Raw genomic sequence first — 19,298 nt, forward strand, 5'->3', positions numbered from 1 at the left:
CATTTCAGGTCCGCAACACTATCACGCTTTTGTGACGGCCTCAATTTTTTCACCAGTCCATGTAACGAAACGCTGACAACAGCGAAAAGACGATCATGACCCCTCGCGAAGACAATTGGGCGGATGCAATGCGCGCCGCCCGCCGTGGCGATGCCGGAGCCTACGAAGCGCTGCTCGAAGATATTGGGCGGACGCTGCGCGTGCTCGTCGGCCGCAAGCTGGCCAGGCTCGGCATGGGGACCGACCAGACGGAAGATATCGTTCAGGAAGCCCTGCTCGGGCTGCATATGATGCGCGACCGATGGGACGACAGCCGGCCGTTCCTGCCCTGGCTGCACGCGATCGTCCGCTACAAGATCGGCGACGCTGTGCGCAGGCGCGGCCGCGAGGCCCGCCACCGCTGCGACGTGACGCTGGACGAGCTCTCCGATGTGATCGCCGCGCCTGATCAGGGCGACCGCCACATGCCTGACATGGACCGGGCGCTTGCAAGCCTTTCTTCCGGCCAGCGCGACGTCGTCTCGTCATTGGCGATCGAGGGGCAGTCTGTTCGGGAAACGGCCGAGAGATTAAAGACCAGTGAGGGTGCCGTCCGCGTCACCCTGCATCGCGCCCTGCAGCGTCTGACGGCCTTTGCCGATCCGGGGCCCGGCTATGCAAGAAAAGGCAAATCATGAAATCCGCCCAAGACACCTCCGCCTTGATCCGCAGCTTGGCGCGCGAAGCCGCCGAGGAAGAACCGTCGCAGGGCCTGCGCTTCGATCGTCTGCTGATGCTGGCGGGCGGTTTCTCGCTGCTGCTGTCGATCGCGCTGGCGCTCGGCCTGTTCGGCATCCGCCCCAATCTGCCTGCCGTTCTGGTCGGCGCGCCGTTTCTCTTCAAGTTCGCGACGATGCTGCTTCTGGCCGGTGGCGGACTGGCGCTGGTTCGCCGGGCGGGCGAGCCTGACAGCGGCGGTGCTGCCTGGATGATGCTTATTCCGGGCTTCCTGGTGCTCGCCATGGGGCTGGCACTCGATGGCTCCAGCTTTCCGCTTTTGGGCCGGCATGGCGGCGCGGTGCCGAGCTGCGTCGGCGCTATCGTTCTTCTATCGCTTCCGGCGCTTGCTGCCGCTCTCGGTGTGCTGAAGCGCGGCGTGCCGACCCAGCCTCTGCGCGCCGGTTTGTCGGCAGGCTTCCTTGCCGGAACGATCGGCGGAGCGGCCTATGCCTTCGTCTGCAAGAACGACGGCGCACTCTTCGTTGCCGTCTGGTACGGATTGGCGATTGTCATTGTCGCAACGCTTGGTGCCCTGATCGGCCGTAAGGCACTGGCCTGGTAGCATTCAGGACTTGGCCGAGACCTCGTCGGCCGCTTCGCGGATGGTCTGCATCAGGATCGATAGCGGCAGTGATGGGATCGCGTCGGTGCGCATCGTCAGGCCGACCGGCCCCTTCGTCTCGCTGGTGTCGATCGGCAGGATCGCCAGGACGCCATCCTCGATATCCTTGGCGACAACACCGGTCGAGATGATCCAGACCGCATCGCTCGCCCGCACGAAGGCGCGGCCGAAACTGTCCGAGACGGTCTCGATCTGGTTCGGCAGGCTCGGCACACCGTTGGCAATCAGGAAGCTCTCGACGAAGGGGCGGATGATCGAGGCCCGCGTCGGCATCAGCACCGTGTAATCGGCGAGCGCCGCAAAATGCGATTGCCGGGTCTTCAGCAACGGATGGCCGGCGCGCACGGCAAAGACCACCTGCTCCGAATAGAGATGCTCGAAGGAGAAGCCGGTCATCTTCTCCGGCCCGGCAAGACGGCCGACGACAAGGTCGAGATCGCCGACGCGCAACTGCTCCAGAAGCACGGCGTTTTCGCCGGTGACGATCTTCAGCCGGCTCCAGGTGTTCTCCTTCAGAAACAGCTCCATCGCCCGCGGCATGATGCGCGTCGATACCGTCGGCAGCGCGCCGACACGGATCGGCGGAGCGTCGCCGACGCGCTCCTGGGTGACGGAATCCAGTCCCTGACGCAGCGCCGTCAGCGCCGCGCCCGCGTGCTTGAGAAATACTTCGCCATAACGGGTGATCTTGATGCCGCGGCCGTCGCGCTCGAAGACCTCGACGCCGAGAACCTCCTCCAGCTCACGGATCGTCTTGGTCACCGCGGGCTGGCTGACATGCAGCAGTTCGGCCGCCTTCATCACGCTTTTCTGCCTGGCGACCTCGACAAAGGTTTGCAGATGGCGGAACTTTATGCGGCTGTCGATCATCGATCACATAACTCCGGAGTTATCGGAAAGCCACGAAATATCATTTTACCTAACCAGATTAAACATTCAATTTCCTGTCCGGAGGAGTTTCCAGTGCAGTTTGCCCGCGTCAACGACATCGCCATTCACTATCAGGTTATCGGCGGCCCCGCCGACAAGCCGGTCCTGGTCTTTGCCAATTCGCTGGGCACCGATTTCCGCATCTGGCGCGATGTCGTCGTCCGCCTGGCAGGCGATTTCGCTATCCTGCTCTATGACAAGCGCGGCCATGGCCTTTCCGATGTCGGCCAGACGCCCTATTCGATCGAGGACCACGCGTCCGATCTCATCGGCCTGCTCGAAACGCTGAATATCAAGAAGGCCATCATCTGCGGCCTGTCCGTCGGCGGTCTGATCGCGCAGTCGCTCTACCAGCAGCGTCCCGATCTCGTCAGCGCGCTGATCCTCTGCGACACCGCGCACAAGATCGGCACGGCCGATAGCTGGAATAGCCGCATTGCTGCCGTCGAGCAGAATGGCATCGCCAGCATGTGCGACGCGATAATGGAGCGCTGGTTCACGCCGGCATTCCGCCGCCCTGAGAACACCGCCTATGCCGGCTATTGCAACATGCTGGTGCGCCAGCCGGTGGCCGGCTACGCCGCGACCTGCGCTGCCGTGCGCGACGCCGACTTTACCGAAGCGGCAAAGACCATCGCCGTACCAACGATCTGCATCGTCGGCGCTCAGGACGGTTCGACGCCGCCAGACCTCGTCAAGTCGCTGGCGCAGTTGATCCCCGGCGCACGCTTCGAAATCATTCTCGATGCTGGCCACATTCCCTGCGTCGAGCAGCCCGAAGCGCTGACGTCAGTCATCCGCGCATTCATCGATTTCGCATTGCATGGAGAAAAGAGCCCATGAGTGACAGTTCGCGCGCCTCCGAGCGCTACAAGCAGGGCATGGCGACGCGCCGCGCCGTGCTCGGCGACAGCCACGTCGACCGCGCCGAGGCCGGATCGACGGATTTCGACAAGCCCTTCCAGGAGCTGATCACCGAAGCCGCTTGGGGTCATGTCTGGTCGCGCCCAACGCTTTCCAAGCGCGAACGCTCGATCGTCACCATCGCGCTGCTCGCCGCTCTCGGCCAGGACGATGAAGTGGCTATGCATGTGCGCGCCACAGTCAACACAGGCGCCAGCCGCGATGATGTCTGCGAGGCGCTGCTGCATGTGGCGATCTATGCCGGTGTTCCGGCCGCCAATCACGCGATCAAGATTGCCAAGCAGGTCTTCGAACAGATGGACGCTGATAAGGCGGCATAAGAGGAAGCCATGTCCGACATACCGAACCGCAAGCCCGAAACAGGCGCCTTTTTCGCCCGCGACCACGCCTGGCATCCGCCTGCCTTTGCGCCAGGATACAAGACCTCGATCCTGCGTTCGCCGCAGCGCGCCCTGCTGTCTCTCGACGGCACGATCTCCGAGATAACCGGCCCCGTCTTCGGCCACGGCATGATCGGCGAACTCGACAACGACCTGCTCCACAATTATGCCAAGCCCGGCGAGAGCGCGATCGGCGAGCGCATCATCGTTCACGGCCAGGTGCTGGACGAGCGCGGGCGGCCGCAAACAGGCGTGCTGGTCGAGTTCTGGCAGGCCAATGCCGGCGGGCGCTACCGCCACAAGAAGGAAAGCTATCTGGCAGCGATCGACCCGAATTTCGGTGGCTGCGGCCGGGCGATCACCGACGAGGAAGGCCGCTACTATTTCCGCACCGTGCGGCCCGGCGCCTATCCCTGGCCGAACGGCGTCAACGACTGGCGCCCGGCCCATATCCATTTCTCGGTCTTCGGCCACGGCTTCTCGCAGCGCCTGATCACCCAGATGTATTTCGAGGGCGATCCGATGATCTGGAAGTGTCCGATCGTCAGCACGATCCCCGACAAGGCGGCGATCGAACAGCTGATCGCCCCCATGGATTGGGGCAACACCATTCCGATGGATAGCCGCGCCTACAAATTCGACATCGTGCTGCGCGGCCGCCGCTCGACGATGTTCGAGAACAAGCTGGAGGGCAACTGATGGCCCAGGAAATCCGTTACCTCAAGGAAACGCCATCGCAGACCGCGGGACCCTACGTCCATATCGGTCTCACGCCGAATTTCTGCGACATATCAGGTGTCTATGACGGCGACCTCGGTACCGCGATGGTCAACGACAAGACGACAGGCGAGCGGATTACCGTGGCAGGCCGCATCTTCGACGGTGCCGGCGCTTTGGTGCGCGATGCGGTGATCGAGATCTGGCAGGCCGACAGCGCCGGGCTCTATAACAGCCCCTCGGAAATGCGCGGCACCGCCGATCCCAATTTCAACGGCTGGGGCCGCTGCCCGACCCGGGCGGAGGACGGCGTCTACAGCTTCGAAACCATCAAGCCCGGCAAGGTGCCGTTCAAGGACGGGCGCAGACAAGCGCCGCACATCACCTTCTGGATCGTCGCTCGCGGCATCAATATCGGCCTGCACACCCGCATGTACTTCCCGGAAGAATCGGAAGCCAACGCTACCGACCCGCTGCTGCAGCGGATCGAGCACCGCGACCGCGTGGCGACACTTATTGCCGCACGCGACGGCGCAACCTATACGTTTGACATTCGCCTGCAGGGAGAAAACGAGACAGTCTTTCTCGATATCTGACAAGCATTACTGCTGCTGGATTTTCGCCTGATCTCGGAAATCCGGCAGCAGCCAGCTTTCGTTAAGCACGCGCAATTCAAGATACAACCGGGAATGTATTTTCCATGCTGCATCCGCGTAAAGCGGGTTGGCATTCATGCTGCGCCGCGGTATGAAGCGGGCGGGCTGAAACGTTGATGGTGGAAACATGCAGAAAACTTTCGGACACGTCCTGGCGGCGCATAGGGGCCTCGGTCCAGGTTTTGATTTCTTGCGAATCGCGCTCGCTTTTTCAATTGTCCTCGCGCATTCCTTCCTGCTGACCGGCAATGACGAATTCTTCCGCTCCACGCCGCTGTGGTTCGCGGAATATGCGCTGGTGCCGATGTTCTTTGCGCTGAGCGGCTTCCTGATTGCAGGCAGCGCCCAGCGGCTGAGTCTCAAGAACTTCCTGCTCAATCGCGGGCTGCGTATCGTTCCGGCGCTTGCCGTCGATATCGTCGTCTGCGCCCTGATCATCGGCCCGCTGCTGACGCCGGTGGCGCTCAGCGCCTATTTCAGCAGCGCCGATTTCTTCAAATATTTCCTGAACATCATAGGCTGGATCCACTACAGCCTGCCGGGCGTTTTCGAGAACAACCCGACCCATCGCGTCAACGGCGCCCTGTGGACGGTCCCCTGGGAGATCTTCTGCTACATCATCATGTCCGGCCTGATGATGACCTCGATCATCTCTTCCTGGCGCAAGACGGCGCTGCTGACTGCAGGCTTCATCGTCGCCGGTCTTTTGATCCAGACTTTGGGACCGCACCTGCCCTACCGCGTCAACCTGGTGCTCGGTACGGTCTTCGTCAGCCGCGGCGCCCAGCTGGTCTTTGCCTTCCTGCTCGGCATTCTTGCCTATCAGCTGCGCGACGTGATCCCGCACAGCCGCACATTGCTTGCCGTCTGCGCCGCGATTGCGATTGCCGCGATCTTCGTACTCAACAGCTCGTCGATCGAGACGGTGCCGAACCGCATCTTCGTCATCCCGGCGCTGGTCTACATCACCACCTTCATCGGGCTGACACCGGTGCCGTTGCCCTCCGTCTTCCACAAGGGCGATTATTCCTACGGCGTCTACCTCTATCACGACCCCTTCCTGCAGATTCTCATCGGCCTGGCGCCGGGTGTCTTCCTGGTTCCGAAAACCGGAGCGCTGGCGCTTTATGCGATCGGCATCTGCGCGGCGATGGCGGTGGCGGTCATTTCCTGGCACATGATCGAGAAACCCATTCTCGGCATGCGCAAGAAGTTCTCCTTCGTCGCCAAGGCCCGTGGCGTGGATGAGGCCAGCGAACCGAAGATCCTCCCTGTCGAGAAGCCAGCTAAGGCATAGGCTGACGCCTGAACGCTATTGACGTCTCGACGGGCTCAAGGCTTTCTGCCGCTAGACGGCGGCAGATGCCGGCCATGAAAGAAGAGACGACAGTGAGCGCAACGGCTTTCGACCACCCCTTCCTCTCCGGCCTGCTCGGTGACGAGGAGATATCCGCCTATTTCACCGCCGAGGCCGATATTCGCGCCATGCTGCAGTTCGAGGCGGCGCTAGCGCGCGCCGAGGCGGCTCACGATGTCATAGCCCGGCCCGCCGCCGAGGCCATTTCCGCCGCCTGCACGAGCTTTGCCGCCGATATCCCGGCACTGCGCGCCGCCACCGCCCGCGACGGCGTCGTCATCCCCGAGCTGGTGCGCCAGCTGCGCGCCGCTACAGGCGAGGCCGGTCCCCATGTCCATACCGGCGCCACCAGCCAGGATGTGATCGACACCAGCCTTATGCTGCGACTGAAACCTGTGGCCTTCATCTTTGCGGCGCGTCTGACCGCGATCGAAGTCAAGCTCGCCGCCCTGGAAGCGAGCCTTGGCGCCAAACCGCTGATGGGCCGCACCCGGATGCAGGCGGCGATCCCCATCACCGTTGCCGACCGGCTGCATGCCTGGCGAACACCGTTCGACGGCTATCGCGAAAAGCTGACGGAACTGCGCTTCCCGCTGCAATTCGGCGGCGCGGCCGGCACGCTGGAAAAACTTGGCGGCAAGGCGGCCGCCGTGCGCGGTTCGCTCGCCCAGGAACTCGGCCTCGCCGATCTGCCGCAATGGCAGAGCCAGCGCGCCTTCATCGCCGAATTCGCGGGATTGCTGTCGGTTGTGACCGGCAGCCTCGGCAAGTTCGGCCAGGACATTGCGCTAATGTCGCAGGCGGGGGACGAGATTGCGCTGAGCGGCGGCGGTGGCTCGTCGGCCATGGCGCACAAGCAGAACCCTGTTGCCGCCGAGACGCTGGTGGCGCTGGCCCGCTTCAATGCCACGCAAATCTCGGCGATCCACCAGTCGATGGTCCATGAGCAGGAACGCTCCGGCGCGGCCTGGACATTGGAATGGCTCGTCCTGCCGCAGATGGTCGTGGCGACCGGGGCTGCCCTTCGTCTTTCGCGCGAGCTTGCGGATAACATCCAGAGGCTCGGCGCCGCGAATTCATAACCGTTCGATCATGAATTCTGGCATTTATTTCATTTTACATTACCGTTTCGCATGACAAACTAGCGCGAAAAGTTTTAGCTGCGAGCTAATACGGCGCTGGAGTACGCCGAAAAAGGGAGAGAGAAGAATGAAGAAGCTGCTTCTGGCCGCCGCTGCGGCCATGCTCATGGGCTCGGGCGCCTATGCGGATACGATCAAGGTCGGCGTCATCGGACCGTTTTCCGGTCCGTTCGCCCTGCAGGGCAAGAACTTCAAGGCCGGCATCGACGCCTATATGGCGACCAACGGCAGCAAGGTCGGCGACAACATGGTCGAGGTCATCTATCGCGACCTGCCCGCCGCCGATCCGGCGCAGTCGAAGGCGCTTGCCCAGGAACTGGTCGTCAAGGAAAAGGTCCAGTATCTGGCCGGCTTCTACTTCACGCCTGATGCCATGGCCGTAACCCCGATCCTGAAGCAGGCCAATACGCCGCTGGTCATCATGAACGCCGCGACGTCCGCGATCGTCACCAAGAGCCCGCTCGTGGTGCGCACCTCCTTCACGACCTGGCAGACCTCGACGCCGATGGCGCAGGTCGCCTTCGACAAGGGCGTCAAGAAGGTGATCTCCGTGGTCAGCGACTACGGCCCGGGCGTCGACGCGGAAAATGCCTTCAAGGCCGGTTTCGAAAAGGCTGGCGGCGAGGTCGTGGAAGCGATCCGAATGCCGCTTGCGACCAACGACTTCAGCCCGATCATGCAGCGTATCAAGGATTCTGGCGCGACCGGCGTCTTCGCCTTCCTGCCATCGGGCCCGACGACGCTCGGTTTCGTCAAGGCTTACAACGAAAACGGCCTGAAGACCGGCGGCATCCAGCTCTTCGCACCGGGCGATCTGACGCAGGAATCCGATCTTCCGGCACTCGGCGATGCAGCCTTGGGCATGCTGACCACCTTCCATTACGCGGTTTCCCACGACTTGCCCGAGAACAAGGCCTTCGTCGAAGCCGCCGGCAAGGCGATCGGCAACCCGGCCGAGCTGACCTTCCCGGCTGTCGGCGCCTATGACGGCATGCATGTCATCTACAAGATGATCGAGGCAACCGGCGGCAAGCAGGACGCGGCGAAGGCTGTCGAATCGGTGAAGGGTCTCGCCTGGACGAGCCCGCGAGGCCCGGTCTCGATTGATCCCGATAGCCGCCACATCACGCAGAACATCTACCTGCGCGAAGTCGCCAAGGACGCGGACGGCAAATACATCAACAAGGAAATCCAGACCTTCGAAAAGCAGGGCGATCCGGGGCTTGCGGCTGTGAAGTAAGGATTTCCGACTTAGACGTTGTGCCGTGAGCCCCCTCACCCTACCCTCTCCCCGCTGGGGAGAGGGGAAGCGACCGTAGCGCTCCAATTTCCCTTCTCCCCTCGGGGAGAAGGTGCCGGCAGGCGGATGAGGGGGCCACAAACACCCTCGCCAACTTGATCGCCGCCCGCCAACAAAAGGACCACACCAAACCCATGCAAACCGTCTTCAGCATAGCCGTCGATGCGCTGGCCTATGGCATGGTGCTGTTCGTCATCTCGATCGGCCTTTCCGTCACCATGGGGCTGATGCGGGTCGTCAATCTCGCCCACGGCGCCTTCGCGATGATCGGCGGCTATATCGCTTCCTACGCGGTGCGCGATCTCGGGCTCGGCTACGGCATCGGCGTCATCGCCGCCGTCATCGGCACGATCATCATCGCCATCCCGATCGAACGCTTCCTCTACCGCCGGATTTATGGCGCGCCCGAGTTGACACAAGTGCTGATGACGATCGGCATCACCTTCTGCATCATCGGCATCGCCAACTATGTCATGGGTCCGACGCTGAAGACCATTCCGCTGCCGCAGGGGCTGCAGGGTTCGGCCGATCTCGGTTTCCGCACCATCCCGGTTCATCGCCTCTTCGCGATCGTCTGCGGATTGGGTGTCGCGATCGCGCTGTGGTTCACGATCGAACGGACGAGTTTCGGGGTGAAACTGCGCGCCTCCGTCGACAACGCATCGATGGCGGCTGCCCTCGGCGTGCGCACCGAGATCATCTACGCGCTGAGTTTCGCCGTGGCCGTCGGCCTTGCCGCCTTCGGCGGCGTCGTTGGGGCGGAGCTGCTGCCGGTCGAGCCCTACTACGCGCTGCGCTACATGGTGACCTTCCTGGTCGTCGTCTCGGTCGGCGGCGCGGGATCGATCCCCGGCGCGCTGATTGCCTGTCTCGTGCTCGGTGGCATCGATACGACAGGCCGCTACCTGATGCCTGAGTTCGGCGAATTCTTCTTCTATCTCGCCGTCATCGCCATCATCTGCATCTTCCCGCGTGGCTTTGCCGGGAGGACGAAATAGGATGACGCTTGCCATGAACACTGAAACGGCTGCCGCTGCCGCACGCCGTCACCGCTCGGCGGGCAGAGACTTCGCCGGCGTTGCGGCAATCATCGTCCTCGCTGCCATCGGCTACCTGCTCTTTCCTGACAATCTGGCCCTGCTGACCCGCATCATCGCCATCGCGCTGCTCGTTCTGTCGCTTGATCTCGTGACCGGCTATTGCGGCGTCGCGACCCTCGGCCATGCAGCCCTCTTCGGTTCCGGCGCTTATGCCGCCGGTATCGTCTCGGCCCATTACGGGATCACCGATCCGCTGCTGATGACGCTTGCCGGTATCGCCGGCGGCGCGATCGCCGGGCTGATCTGCGGCGCCATCATCCTGCGCGCCCACGGCTTGCCGCAGCTGGTGCTGTCGATCGCGCTGATCAACCTGTTTCATGAATTCGCCAACAAGACGTCCTCCTGGACCGGCGGCAGCGACGGTCTCTCCGGAATTTCGGCCGATCCGGTGCTCGGCCATTTCGAATTCGATCTCTACGGGCATACCGCCTATTTCTTCGGCGTTGTCCTGCTGCTCGCGGTCTTCATCCTGCTGCGCCTTTTGGTGCGCTCGCCTTTCGGCATGCTCTGCCGCGGCATCAAGGAAGATCCGCTGCGTATCAAGGCAATGGGGGCATCGCCGAAGGCTGCGCTGATGAAGATGTATGTCATCTCCGGCGCGGTGGCCGGCATCGGCGGCGCGCTGACGGCGATCTCGACGCAAGTCGTCGGCCTCGACAGCCTGTCCTTCACGCTCTCTGCCGAAAGCCTGGTCATGCTCGTCCTCGGTGGCACCGGCTCGCTGTTCGGCGCGCTCTCAGGCACCGTCATCTTCATGCTGTTCGAGGATTATGTCTCGGCCGCCAACCCGTTCCACTGGCTGACCATGGTCGGTGCGCTCTTGATCGCCGTCGTGCTTTTCGCACCCAAGGGGCTCTACGGCACAGCCGCTGCCGTCCTCTCCCGCCGCAAGGAGGCAGGCGAATGAGCGCCGTATTCGAAGTTGCCAACCTGAAGAAATCTTTCGGCGGCCTTGCCGTCACCAACGACGTCTCCATTGCGATGCAGCCGGGCGACCGGGTGGCGCTGATCGGGCCGAACGGCGCCGGAAAGACCACCTTCGTCAATCTGGTCACCGGCAATCTGGCCCCCGATTCCGGCGAAGTCCGCCTCGGTGGCGAGACGGTGACGAAGGTGGACGCGGCAGGGCGTGTGAAACGCGGGCTGGTCCGCTCTTTCCAGGTGACCCGCCTCTTCCAGGAGATGACACCAGCCGAGCACGTGGCGCTGGCCATCCTGCAGCGCGACGGGAAGACCGGCCGGATGTTCGGAAACTTCCTGTCGATGCAAGGCGTCATGGACGAAGTGAGCGGCATGCTGCAGACGTTGGGGCTGATCGCCCTCATGCACCGCAAGGTCAGCGAGATCGCCTATGGCCAGCAGCGTCTCTTGGAAATCGCCGTCGCCATGGCCTTGAAGCCCAAGGTGCTGCTGCTCGACGAACCCGCCGCCGGCGTGCCGCAGAGCGATACCGGCCGCATCGAACAGGCGCTGGCCGATCTGCCCGCCGATCTCGCGGTGCTGATGATCGAGCACGACATGGACCTCGTCTTCCGCTTCGCCAAGCGCGTCATCGTGCTTGCCGCCGGCGCCATCATCTTCGACGGATCGCCCGCCGACGTCACCAAGGACGCCCGCGTGCGCGAGGCCTATCTCGGGAGCTATGCCAATGCCAGCCACGCCGCTTGAGGTGGAAAACCTGTCGGCCGGCTACGGCCCGACCCGCGTTCTCGAAGGCGTGTCCTTTTCGGTCCCGGCGGGCGCCCGCCTCGCCGTGCTCGGCCGCAACGGCATGGGCAAGACAACGCTGCTCGCCACCCTTGCCGGACAGACGAAACGCTATGACGGCCGCATCCGGCTGGGTTCAACCGACGTGACGGCGATGCCGAGCGCCGCACGCGCGCATCAGGGGCTGGGCTTTGTGCCGCAGGCGCGCTGCGTCTTCCCAACTCTGACGGTGGAAGAAAACCTCTTCGTCGGCCTCAAGGGGCGGCCGAAGACGGCGCTCGACGAAGCCTACCAGATGTTTCCGCGCCTGAAGGAACGCCGCCGCAATCTCGGCAGCCAACTTTCCGGCGGCGAGCAGCAGATGCTCTCCACCGCCCGCTCGATCCTCGGTCGCCCCTCGGTGCTATTGCTGGACGAGCCGCTCGAAGGCCTGGCGCCGGTCATCTGCGAGGAACTGATGGCCGCCTTCGCCGAACTCGCCAAAACAGGCGACATGACCATTCTGCTGGTCGAACAGCGTATTCAGAGCGCGCTCGACTTCGCCGACCAGGTCATCATCCTCGAACGCGGAAGGCTCGCCTGGAGCGGCACGCCGGCGGCGCTGTCTGAGGATCATGACGCGGTGGAACGGCTGCTGGGCGTGGGTGGGCTGCACTAACGCTCAGCTCGCGGAAAAGCCCTCGTCATAGGTCACCTCGCCCGACGGCGTCTCACCGCTGAATGTCACTGCCTGAAAATACTCGGCCGGGACGCCCGGAAGCGTTAGTTTCGCATCTGCCTGGAAGCCGAAGCGGCTGTAGAAAGCCGGATCACCAAGCAGCACGCAGCCCCTGGCGCCAAGCGCCCGGATTGCCGCCAGGCCCGCGTCTATCAGCGCGCCTCCAATTCCCTGCCCCTGCCATTCCGGTGCAACGGCAATAGGGCCAAGCCCGTACCAGCCGAGATCGGCGCCATCGATCGCCACTGGAGAGAATGCAACATGGCCGACGACATTTCCTTCATCTTCGGCAATCAGTGAGACACTGAGCTTACCGCGGTCGCGCAAGGCATCGACAATCGCCGCCTCCGTCTGACTGCTGAATGCCATCGGCGCAAAGGCACGGGTTATCAGCGCCCGGATGAGCGGAATATCGGCTGCGGTTTCTTCGCGAAGCTTCATCGCTGTCCTCCAATGACAGCAAATCGGGTAGCAAATAGCCTCACTTGCGTCAAAGCCGCAGCTTGCATTGGAACGCCGACTCCTCTTTGATCGCAGGCCAAAGAGGAGTATCCCGCTTGTCCTTCCCCCTATTCGACCTCACCGGAAAACGTGCGTTGATCACCGGCTCAAGCCAGGGCATCGGCTATGCGCTGGCACTCGGGCTGGCCGAGCATGGCGCGTCCGTGGTGATCAACGGCCGCAATGCCAGCAAGGCTTCGGAGGCGGCGGAAGTGATCCGGGGCAAGGGTCATCATGCGTTGAGTGCCGCCTTCGACGTGACGGATGCGCAGGCAGCGCGCAGCGGCATTGCCTATATCGAAGAGGAAATCGGCCCGATCGACATCCTTATCAACAATGCCGGCATGCAGTTTCGCACGCCGCTCGAGGATTTTCCGGTCGAGAAGTGGGACGAGATCTTCAAGACCAACGTCTCCAGCGTCTTCTATGTCAGCCAGCCGGTCGCCAAGGCGATGATTGCCCGCGGACGCGGCAAGATCATCAACATCGCCTCGGTACAGGCCGAACTCGCCCGCCCGAGCATCGCGCCCTATACGGCGACGAAAGGCGCGGTGAAGAACCTGACGCGGGGCATGGCGACGGATTGGGCCAAGCATGGACTGCAGGTGAACGCAATCGCGCCCGGCTATTTCAAGACGCCGCTCAACCAGGCGCTGGTCGATGATCCGAAATTTTCCAGCTGGCTGGAAGGGCGCACGCCTGCCGGGCGCTGGGGTAATGTCGAAGAGCTGGTGGGCGCCGCGGTGTTCCTGTCTTCGGAGGCTTCGTCCTTCGTCAACGGCCACATGCTGATGGTCGATGGCGGGATCACCACCAGCCTCTAGTCGGCGACCATGTTTCCACGGCGCATCAGCCGCATCAGGATAAGCGGCAGCAGCGTGGTGATGCAGATGGCGATGAAGGCCATCGCCATGCCGAGACCGATCGAGCCCTGCTCGAATTGCCGCCAGATGAAGGTGGCGATTGTCTGCATGCCGAAGGGAGCGACGACGACCGAGGCGACGAGCTCGCGCGAGGCCAGCGCGAAGACCAGAAGCATCGATGAGGCAAGGCTCGGGAAGACCAGCGGCAGCAGGATACGCCGGAAGGCCATGACGCCGCTGGCGCCGCAGACGCGGGCGGCGGCTTCCAGATTGTCGCCGATCTGCTGGAAGGCGGCTGCGGTGTAGCGCACAGGCTGCGGCAGCAGGATGCAGCAATAAGCGAGCAGCAGGATGAAGCCGGTATTGTAGGGCGTGAACGCCAGCCCTGGCATGTTCCAGGCAAGGATCAGCCCGACGGCGACGACGATGCCGGGCAGCGCGTTCGGCAGGATGGTCATGATATCGATCGCAATCCGGCCCCGCATCTTCGTCTTCACGACGGTATAAGCGGCGGTGACGCCGACGAGGCCGGTGATAATAGCCGTGCCGATGCCGAGCGAGAAACTGTTGATCAGCGCGGTGACGGCACCGGCACTGTTGCTGAAAACGGCGATGAAATTGTCGAGGCTGACATTGTCGAGCGCAAGACCGCCGGAAATGGTGCGCGCCAGCGCCGTCGCCAGGATCGCCAAGAGCGGCACGCCTGTCGCCAGGAAAGCGACTACGGCAAAGCCGATCATGACCGGAACCTTCAGCGCTCCGAGTGGCCGCTTGTCCTTCGCTGTCGGCTTGCCGCCGACCGTCTGATAGGAGCGGCGCGCCAGAATCCAGCGCTGTAGCAGGAAGGTGGCGAGCGACATGGCGACGAGCACCAGCGACAGGATTGCAGCACCCGGCAGATCGATCGGCCAGTCGGTGACGCGCAGGTCGATGCCGGTGACCAGAACCTGGAAACCGGCGCGGCGGCCGAGTGCTGCGGGCGTGCCGTATTCCTCAATCGCCGCGGCGAAGACCAGCATCAGGCTGGCCGTCAGGCCGGGCGCCGAGAGCGGCAGCGTGATACGCCAGAAGGCGCGCGCCGGGCTTGCGCCAAAGACCCGGCCGACATCGGCATAACGGGCGCCGACAGCCTCGACGGTGCGCGACACCGCGAAATAGACAACCGGAAAAGTGTTGAAGGCCATGACGACGGTCATGCCGAACAGCGAAAAGAGATAGGGCGCGAGATTGAAACCGGCGAGCTGCTCAAGATAGCCGCGCGGCTGCAGCGTCATGATCCAGCCGAGCGTGGCGATATAGGGCGGGATCATGAAGGGAACGAGCAGCACCACATCCCAGAAGGTGGCGAAGGGAATGCGGTAGAGGGCGCGGAAGACGCCGAGCGGCACGGCAACGAGCGCCGAAGCCAGCACGACGCAGGCGCCGAGCAGGATGGTATTGCCGCCCATGCGGATCAGCGCGCTATCGGCAAGCGTCGCGTAGAGCGAGGAGAAGGGGCTCGCAAACGAGCCCCGTCCGAGTTCGGGAAAAATGCCTTGCAGGACGACGGCGATGAAGGGAACGGCAACGACGAGGATGAGACCCGCTGTTGCCAGCCAGGCGGCCGGAGCCGTGCCGCCGATGCCGTTCGCTTTCATCTCGTCAGACCTTACTTGGCGCCGTAGAGTTCCGCGAAGGACTTCAGCGTTTCCTTGCGCTTGCCGTAAACGGCGGCCGTATCATACTTCAGGAGCTTCAGATCGCTGATCAGCGGGCGGGCAGCCGGAATATCGGTGCGCGACGGCATCAGCATCTCACCGGCAACGAGCTTTTGGCCTTCGTCCGAGAGCATGTAGTCAATGAACTTCTTGGCATCGTCCTGGTTCTTGGACCAGTTCATGATCATCGCCGGGCGCGGCGCGATGACGGTGCCCGAAGCCGGGAACACGACTTCGATATTCTCGCCCTTCTTCTGGGCAGCAAGCGCGATGTAGTCGACAGCGCCGAAGACAACGGCCTTGGCACCTTGCAGAACCGGGTTGAGGGCGTCAGCATTGGCACCGGCAATGATGGCGCCGTTGGCCTGCAGATCCTTGAAGAGCTTCCAGTCGTCCTGGCCGCCGAGAGCGGCGGTCAGCTCGAAGGACGAGCCCGACTGCGCCGGATCCGGAATGTTGACGAGGTCCTTGTATTCAGGCTTCGAGAGATCGGCCCATTCGGACGGCTTCGGCGTGCCGCTCTTCGAGTTCCAGACGATGCCGAGAGCCGAGATGCCCTGCGCCACGGCGCCTTCCGACTTCAGGAAATCAGGAACCTTGGCAGCGTTCGGGCTGGCATAGTTGACGAGCCAGCCACGCTTGGCGAAATCGTTTGCCGTATCCCAGGACGCCGAGATGACGACATCGACGACCGGGTTTGCAGCTTCGGCTTCGATACGGGCCATGACCTTGCCGGTCGTTGCCTGGAAAACATTGACCTTGACGCCGGTCTGGGCGGTGAAGCCGGCCGACAGCTTGTCGATCAGGCTCTGCGGGCCAGCGGTGTAAACGGTAACGTCGGCATGGGCGACGCCCGCCATAAGCGCGGCGGCAACAGCGCCGAACGCAATGCTCTTCAATGACTTAAACATTTTCGAGTCTCTCCTGTTTTGAAGTATCGGCAGTTTCTGGAAACCAGCGGATCTGGGTGGCATCGATCGAAAGACCGACCGTTTCACCGGCGCGAAGCTTGAGACGGCTCAGCACCTGCAGCTCGAATGACGGCAGGTCCCTCAGCGATACCGTCGCCAGGTGGCCGTCACCGCGAAATTGCGATCGCAACACCACAGCGCAGAGCCGCTCGGGCGCATCGGCCGAAACCGAAATTCCGGATGTCGGGATGAGGATGTCTGCGGCGCGCGGCCCATCGGCAGCAGCCTCCATCAGCGCCACCGTGCTGTCCTTGAAGAACCAGAGCGCGCCGCGCCGCTCGATCCCGGCAACGCGGCCGAGGCGCAGAAAATCCGCCACTGCGGGCGTAGCAGGGCGTTCGATCAGCTCGTCCGGGCATGCCAGCTGTTCGATCAGCCCGCCGCGCATGACGGCAACGTGGTCGGCCAGCGTCAGCGCTTCACTGTGATCGTGTGTCACGTAGATCGCCGTCAGCCCCAATGTCGCAATCAGGTCGGCGAGCTCACCGACCATATTCTCGCGCAGCTCGCGGTCGAGGTTGGAAAGCGGCTCGTCGAATAGGATCAGCTGCGGCTCGGCGACGATGGCGCGGGCAATCGCCACGCGCTGCTGCTGGCCGCCGGAAAGATCGCTCGGGCGGCGGTCCGAGAAGGCCGAGAGCCCGACGCGATCCAGCGCCCGCATCGTTCGTTCCCGACGCTCAGCCTTGCCGACGCCACGCATCTCCAGCGGAAAGGAAACGTTGCCGCCAACGGTCAGATGCGGCCAGAGCGCATAATCCTGGAAAACCATGCCCAGCCCACGGCGCTCCGGCGGCACGAAGGTGCCCTCGCCGGCAACGTGCTGCCCGGCAATGGAGATCTGGCCTTTCGTCGGCGCCAGCAGGCCGGCGACAAGCCGCAGCAGCGTGGTCTTGCCGCAGCCTGATGGGCCAAGCAGCGCCAATGTCTCGCCCTTGCGAAGAGAGAAGTCGATCCCCTTGAGGATGCGCGTCTGCCCATAGCTCAATTCGAGCCCGGCCGCGGAAACGGCGGTATTCGACGGAATTGCGGGGGCGTTCATGGGGAACCGGATGTCGCTTCAGAAATTACGGCGACATTTAGGCAGGCCGGATGACAGCTTTGCGACAGTTCGATTTCAGTTTGATGACATTGGGTGGATGCGCTCTTGGGCGCGAGGTCCGGTGGTTAGCGATCCAGCAACTCGATCGGCCCCAATGTCTTGCCCGATATCTTGCTGGCGGCGACCGCATAGCCGCCGCTGGCGCCGTCGATGAAATGGATGTGGTCGCGCGACATCGGCGTCGGCACAAAGCAAGTCATCAGCGCCGAATCCTGCCGGTGCAGGCCGTAACGGGCGATCCCCTTGCTCTGCGCCTCCTTGAGCAGGGCTTCGATCCGCTCGAACCGCGCGCTATCGACATCGATCGTCATTTTCAGTCCGTCGTCGAATTTGCGGAAATCGGAATTTCCGGCGACGTCGCGCTTGTATTGACGCGCGTCGAACCTGCCGAAGGGGATGCCCAGCTTGAAGAAAATCACGGTCAGTGCCAGCTGCAGCATGATGAACAATTTCTGGCGCCATTGCCTGCCAGCCGCCGCGGTTGCCTTGGCCTCGCGCTCGATGCCCTTCCTCGAGAAAGACAGGTCCGGGCCGTCGGCAGGTACTGGATGGCCGCCACGGCCTTGTTCCGACGAGATGGCGACGATGGCGGTGACCAGCGACTGGAACTCCGGACCGGAGCCCGCTTCACCGGGAACGGCGATGATCGAGACGATTTCCCCGTTCTCGGCCTCGATCGGGTTCCAGCGGCAGGAGAGACCGGCCAAATCCGGCCGGGTGCCCGCGGGGGCTGCGGCAACGCCGTAGCGTCCCGATTTCATCTGCTTTTCCGCCCAGCTGTTGCCGCCGCCGGCAAACATTGCGTAGGTCACGTAGGGGCTTGCCGAATAGCGGGCAACACGCACATCCAGCCCTTCCTTGCGGATGTCGGCAACGGGAACGATCGCGGTCCGCAGGTCGAGGCCGAGGTCTTCCCTCACCCAGACCTGGACTGAGGCAAGGGCCGCGCGGGCAGCATCCTCATGCGATGCAGGCAGGGCGATCATCGCGCCATCGCCGCCGAAGACGAAGGGAAAATCACCCTTTCCGACAGCGTTTAGCACGGCGGAAATCACCGAGGCGCCCGCCATGTTGACGTCCTTGTAGCGCCCGTCACCGATTGCCTTGGTGGAGCCGACGATGTCGGCCAGCGCCAGGATCCATCCCTCGGGCAGGGGGCGGTAATTGCCAGTATCGGCCACACCCTTGAACTCGGCAAAGACCGGCACGGAAGCAAAGAACTGATCGTTGGAAGCGGCGCTCATGATCCGACCTTATCACAGACAGTTGTAGCGGCGGCAACGCCATTTCAGGAGTTACGGCAATCGACTTCGCACAGTTTCGTGTGATAGCACCGCAAGATAAAAATGAATGACGGACAAGGACATAGATGAGCCGCCTCGACAGCTTCATCCGCCGCCTGACGGCTCAGCGCGATATCTTGAATTCGATCGTCGATCTGGTCGGGCCGCTTCAAGGTCCGGTCATCGAACTCGGTCTCGGCAACGGACGGACCTACGACCATCTGCGCGAGATTTTCGCCGGCCGCCGCATCATCGCCTTCGACCGCGAGGTCCGTTCCTATTCCGCCTCGACGCCGCCCGCCGAAGATATGGTGACCGGCGATATCCGCGAGACGGGGCAGCGTTTTCTCGGCGTCAACGCGGCGCTTGCGCATGCCGATATCGGCACCGGTCACGACGATATCGATGCCGTGACCCTGACCTGGCTGCCGCAGCTGATGGCCGGCGTTCTGCGCTCCGGCGGCATTGCCGTCTCCGGCCTGCCGCTCGACCGGCCGGAGCTCACTCCCCTGCCGCTGCCTGACGGCATCAAATCCGGGCGTTATTTCCTCTACCGCCGCACATAGCTT

The 19,298-nt window shown here is 63.1% G+C and carries 21 protein-coding genes; 15 read left to right on the forward strand and 6 right to left on the reverse strand.

What is annotated here, in order from left to right; all coding sequences use genetic code 11:
• Positions 1-95 precede the first annotated feature (95 nt).
• Positions 96-677 (forward strand): sigma-70 family RNA polymerase sigma factor, encoded by a 582-nt coding sequence (locus AB4Z25_RS22325; protein WP_442209079.1) that lies wholly within the window; start codon positions 96-98, stop codon positions 675-677.
• Complete coding sequence (locus tag AB4Z25_RS22330; RefSeq protein WP_442209081.1) at positions 674-1,321, forward strand: NrsF family protein; 648 nt, start codon at positions 674-676, stop codon at positions 1,319-1,321. The genes AB4Z25_RS22325 and AB4Z25_RS22330 overlap by 4 nt, the downstream gene beginning before the upstream one ends.
• 3 nt (positions 1,322-1,324) lie before the next feature.
• On the opposite strand, the gene pcaQ is transcribed toward AB4Z25_RS22330, so the two are convergent.
• The gene (gene pcaQ / locus AB4Z25_RS22335; RefSeq protein WP_112516557.1) at positions 1,325-2,251 is read right to left on the reverse strand and encodes a pca operon transcription factor PcaQ; all 927 of its coding nucleotides are present in this window, start codon (positions 2,249-2,251) and stop codon (positions 1,325-1,327) included.
• Between the two features lie 93 nt (positions 2,252-2,344).
• Between pcaQ and pcaD the strand changes: the two genes are divergently transcribed.
• The 11 genes from pcaD (at position 2,345) to AB4Z25_RS22390 (ending at position 12,252) form a co-directional block, all read left to right on the forward strand.
• Positions 2,345-3,154 (forward strand): 3-oxoadipate enol-lactonase, encoded by an 810-nt coding sequence (gene pcaD, locus AB4Z25_RS22340; protein ID WP_442209083.1) that lies wholly within the window; start codon positions 2,345-2,347, stop codon positions 3,152-3,154.
• On the forward strand, positions 3,151-3,555 hold the full coding sequence (pcaC, locus tag AB4Z25_RS22345) for a 4-carboxymuconolactone decarboxylase (protein WP_442209085.1): 405 nt from the start codon (positions 3,151-3,153) through the stop codon (positions 3,553-3,555). The genes pcaD and pcaC overlap by 4 nt, the downstream gene beginning before the upstream one ends.
• Before the next feature lie 9 nt (positions 3,556-3,564).
• Positions 3,565-4,314, forward strand: a complete 750-nt coding sequence (gene pcaH, locus AB4Z25_RS22350; RefSeq protein WP_112538732.1) for a protocatechuate 3,4-dioxygenase subunit beta — start codon at positions 3,565-3,567, stop codon at positions 4,312-4,314.
• A complete protein-coding gene (pcaG, locus tag AB4Z25_RS22355; protein ID WP_442209087.1) occupies positions 4,314-4,928 on the forward strand; it encodes a protocatechuate 3,4-dioxygenase subunit alpha in 615 nt (204 codons plus the stop codon). The genes pcaH and pcaG overlap by 1 nt, the downstream gene beginning before the upstream one ends.
• A 187-nt stretch (positions 4,929-5,115) precedes the next feature.
• Positions 5,116-6,285, forward strand: coding sequence for an acyltransferase family protein (locus tag AB4Z25_RS22360; protein WP_442209089.1), 1,170 nt, complete (start codon positions 5,116-5,118; stop codon positions 6,283-6,285).
• A gap of 92 nt (positions 6,286-6,377) precedes the next feature.
• The gene (locus AB4Z25_RS22365) at positions 6,378-7,427 is read left to right on the forward strand and encodes a 3-carboxy-cis,cis-muconate cycloisomerase (protein WP_442209338.1); all 1,050 of its coding nucleotides are present in this window, start codon (positions 6,378-6,380) and stop codon (positions 7,425-7,427) included.
• A gap of 127 nt (positions 7,428-7,554) precedes the next feature.
• A complete protein-coding gene (locus tag AB4Z25_RS22370; RefSeq protein WP_442209090.1) occupies positions 7,555-8,727 on the forward strand; it encodes an ABC transporter substrate-binding protein in 1,173 nt (390 codons plus the stop codon).
• Positions 8,728-8,921: 194 nt separating this feature from the next.
• Complete coding sequence (locus tag AB4Z25_RS22375; protein ID WP_442209092.1) at positions 8,922-9,785, forward strand: branched-chain amino acid ABC transporter permease; 864 nt, start codon at positions 8,922-8,924, stop codon at positions 9,783-9,785.
• 1 nt (position 9,786) lies between these two features.
• Entirely contained in the window at positions 9,787-10,794 is a 1,008-nt protein-coding gene (locus tag AB4Z25_RS22380; protein WP_442209094.1) for a branched-chain amino acid ABC transporter permease, read from the forward strand.
• Positions 10,791-11,555, forward strand: a complete 765-nt coding sequence (locus AB4Z25_RS22385) for an ABC transporter ATP-binding protein (protein WP_442209096.1) — start codon at positions 10,791-10,793, stop codon at positions 11,553-11,555. Before AB4Z25_RS22380 ends, AB4Z25_RS22385 begins: the two co-directional genes overlap by 4 nt.
• Positions 11,536-12,252, forward strand: a complete 717-nt coding sequence (locus tag AB4Z25_RS22390) for an ABC transporter ATP-binding protein (RefSeq protein WP_442209098.1) — start codon at positions 11,536-11,538, stop codon at positions 12,250-12,252. The genes AB4Z25_RS22385 and AB4Z25_RS22390 overlap by 20 nt, the downstream gene beginning before the upstream one ends.
• A 3-nt stretch (positions 12,253-12,255) precedes the next feature.
• Here AB4Z25_RS22390 and AB4Z25_RS22395 read toward each other — a convergent pair whose 3' ends face one another.
• Positions 12,256-12,753, reverse strand: a complete 498-nt coding sequence (locus AB4Z25_RS22395; protein WP_442209100.1) for a GNAT family N-acetyltransferase — start codon at positions 12,751-12,753, stop codon at positions 12,256-12,258.
• Between the two features lie 116 nt (positions 12,754-12,869).
• On the opposite strand from AB4Z25_RS22395, the gene AB4Z25_RS22400 reads away from it, so the two are divergent.
• Complete coding sequence (locus AB4Z25_RS22400) at positions 12,870-13,637, forward strand: SDR family oxidoreductase (RefSeq protein WP_442209101.1); 768 nt, start codon at positions 12,870-12,872, stop codon at positions 13,635-13,637.
• Here the strand turns inward: AB4Z25_RS22400 and AB4Z25_RS22405 are convergent.
• The 4 genes from AB4Z25_RS22405 to AB4Z25_RS22420 all read right to left on the reverse strand — a co-directional run bounded on the left by AB4Z25_RS22405 (position 13,634) and on the right by AB4Z25_RS22420 (position 18,690).
• The gene (locus AB4Z25_RS22405; RefSeq protein WP_442209102.1) at positions 13,634-15,313 is read right to left on the reverse strand and encodes an ABC transporter permease; all 1,680 of its coding nucleotides are present in this window, start codon (positions 15,311-15,313) and stop codon (positions 13,634-13,636) included. The genes AB4Z25_RS22400 and AB4Z25_RS22405 overlap by 4 nt on opposite strands.
• An 11-nt stretch (positions 15,314-15,324) precedes the next feature.
• Positions 15,325-16,284, reverse strand: coding sequence for an ABC transporter substrate-binding protein (locus AB4Z25_RS22410; protein ID WP_442209103.1), 960 nt, complete (start codon positions 16,282-16,284; stop codon positions 15,325-15,327).
• On the reverse strand, positions 16,277-17,386 hold the full coding sequence (locus AB4Z25_RS22415; RefSeq protein ID WP_442209104.1) for an ABC transporter ATP-binding protein: 1,110 nt from the start codon (positions 17,384-17,386) through the stop codon (positions 16,277-16,279). Before AB4Z25_RS22415 ends, AB4Z25_RS22410 begins: the two co-directional genes overlap by 8 nt.
• A gap of 125 nt (positions 17,387-17,511) precedes the next feature.
• A complete protein-coding gene (locus AB4Z25_RS22420) occupies positions 17,512-18,690 on the reverse strand; it encodes a DUF3095 domain-containing protein (protein ID WP_442209105.1) in 1,179 nt (392 codons plus the stop codon).
• Between the two features lie 125 nt (positions 18,691-18,815).
• On the opposite strand from AB4Z25_RS22420, the gene AB4Z25_RS22425 reads away from it, so the two are divergent.
• Entirely contained in the window at positions 18,816-19,295 is a 480-nt protein-coding gene (locus tag AB4Z25_RS22425; protein WP_442209107.1) for a class I SAM-dependent methyltransferase, read from the forward strand.
• Positions 19,296-19,298 lie beyond the last annotated feature (3 nt).

It is taken from the genome of Rhizobium sp. RAF36, assembly GCF_052114105.1.
Classification (GTDB): Bacteria; Pseudomonadota; Alphaproteobacteria; order Rhizobiales; family Rhizobiaceae; genus Rhizobium.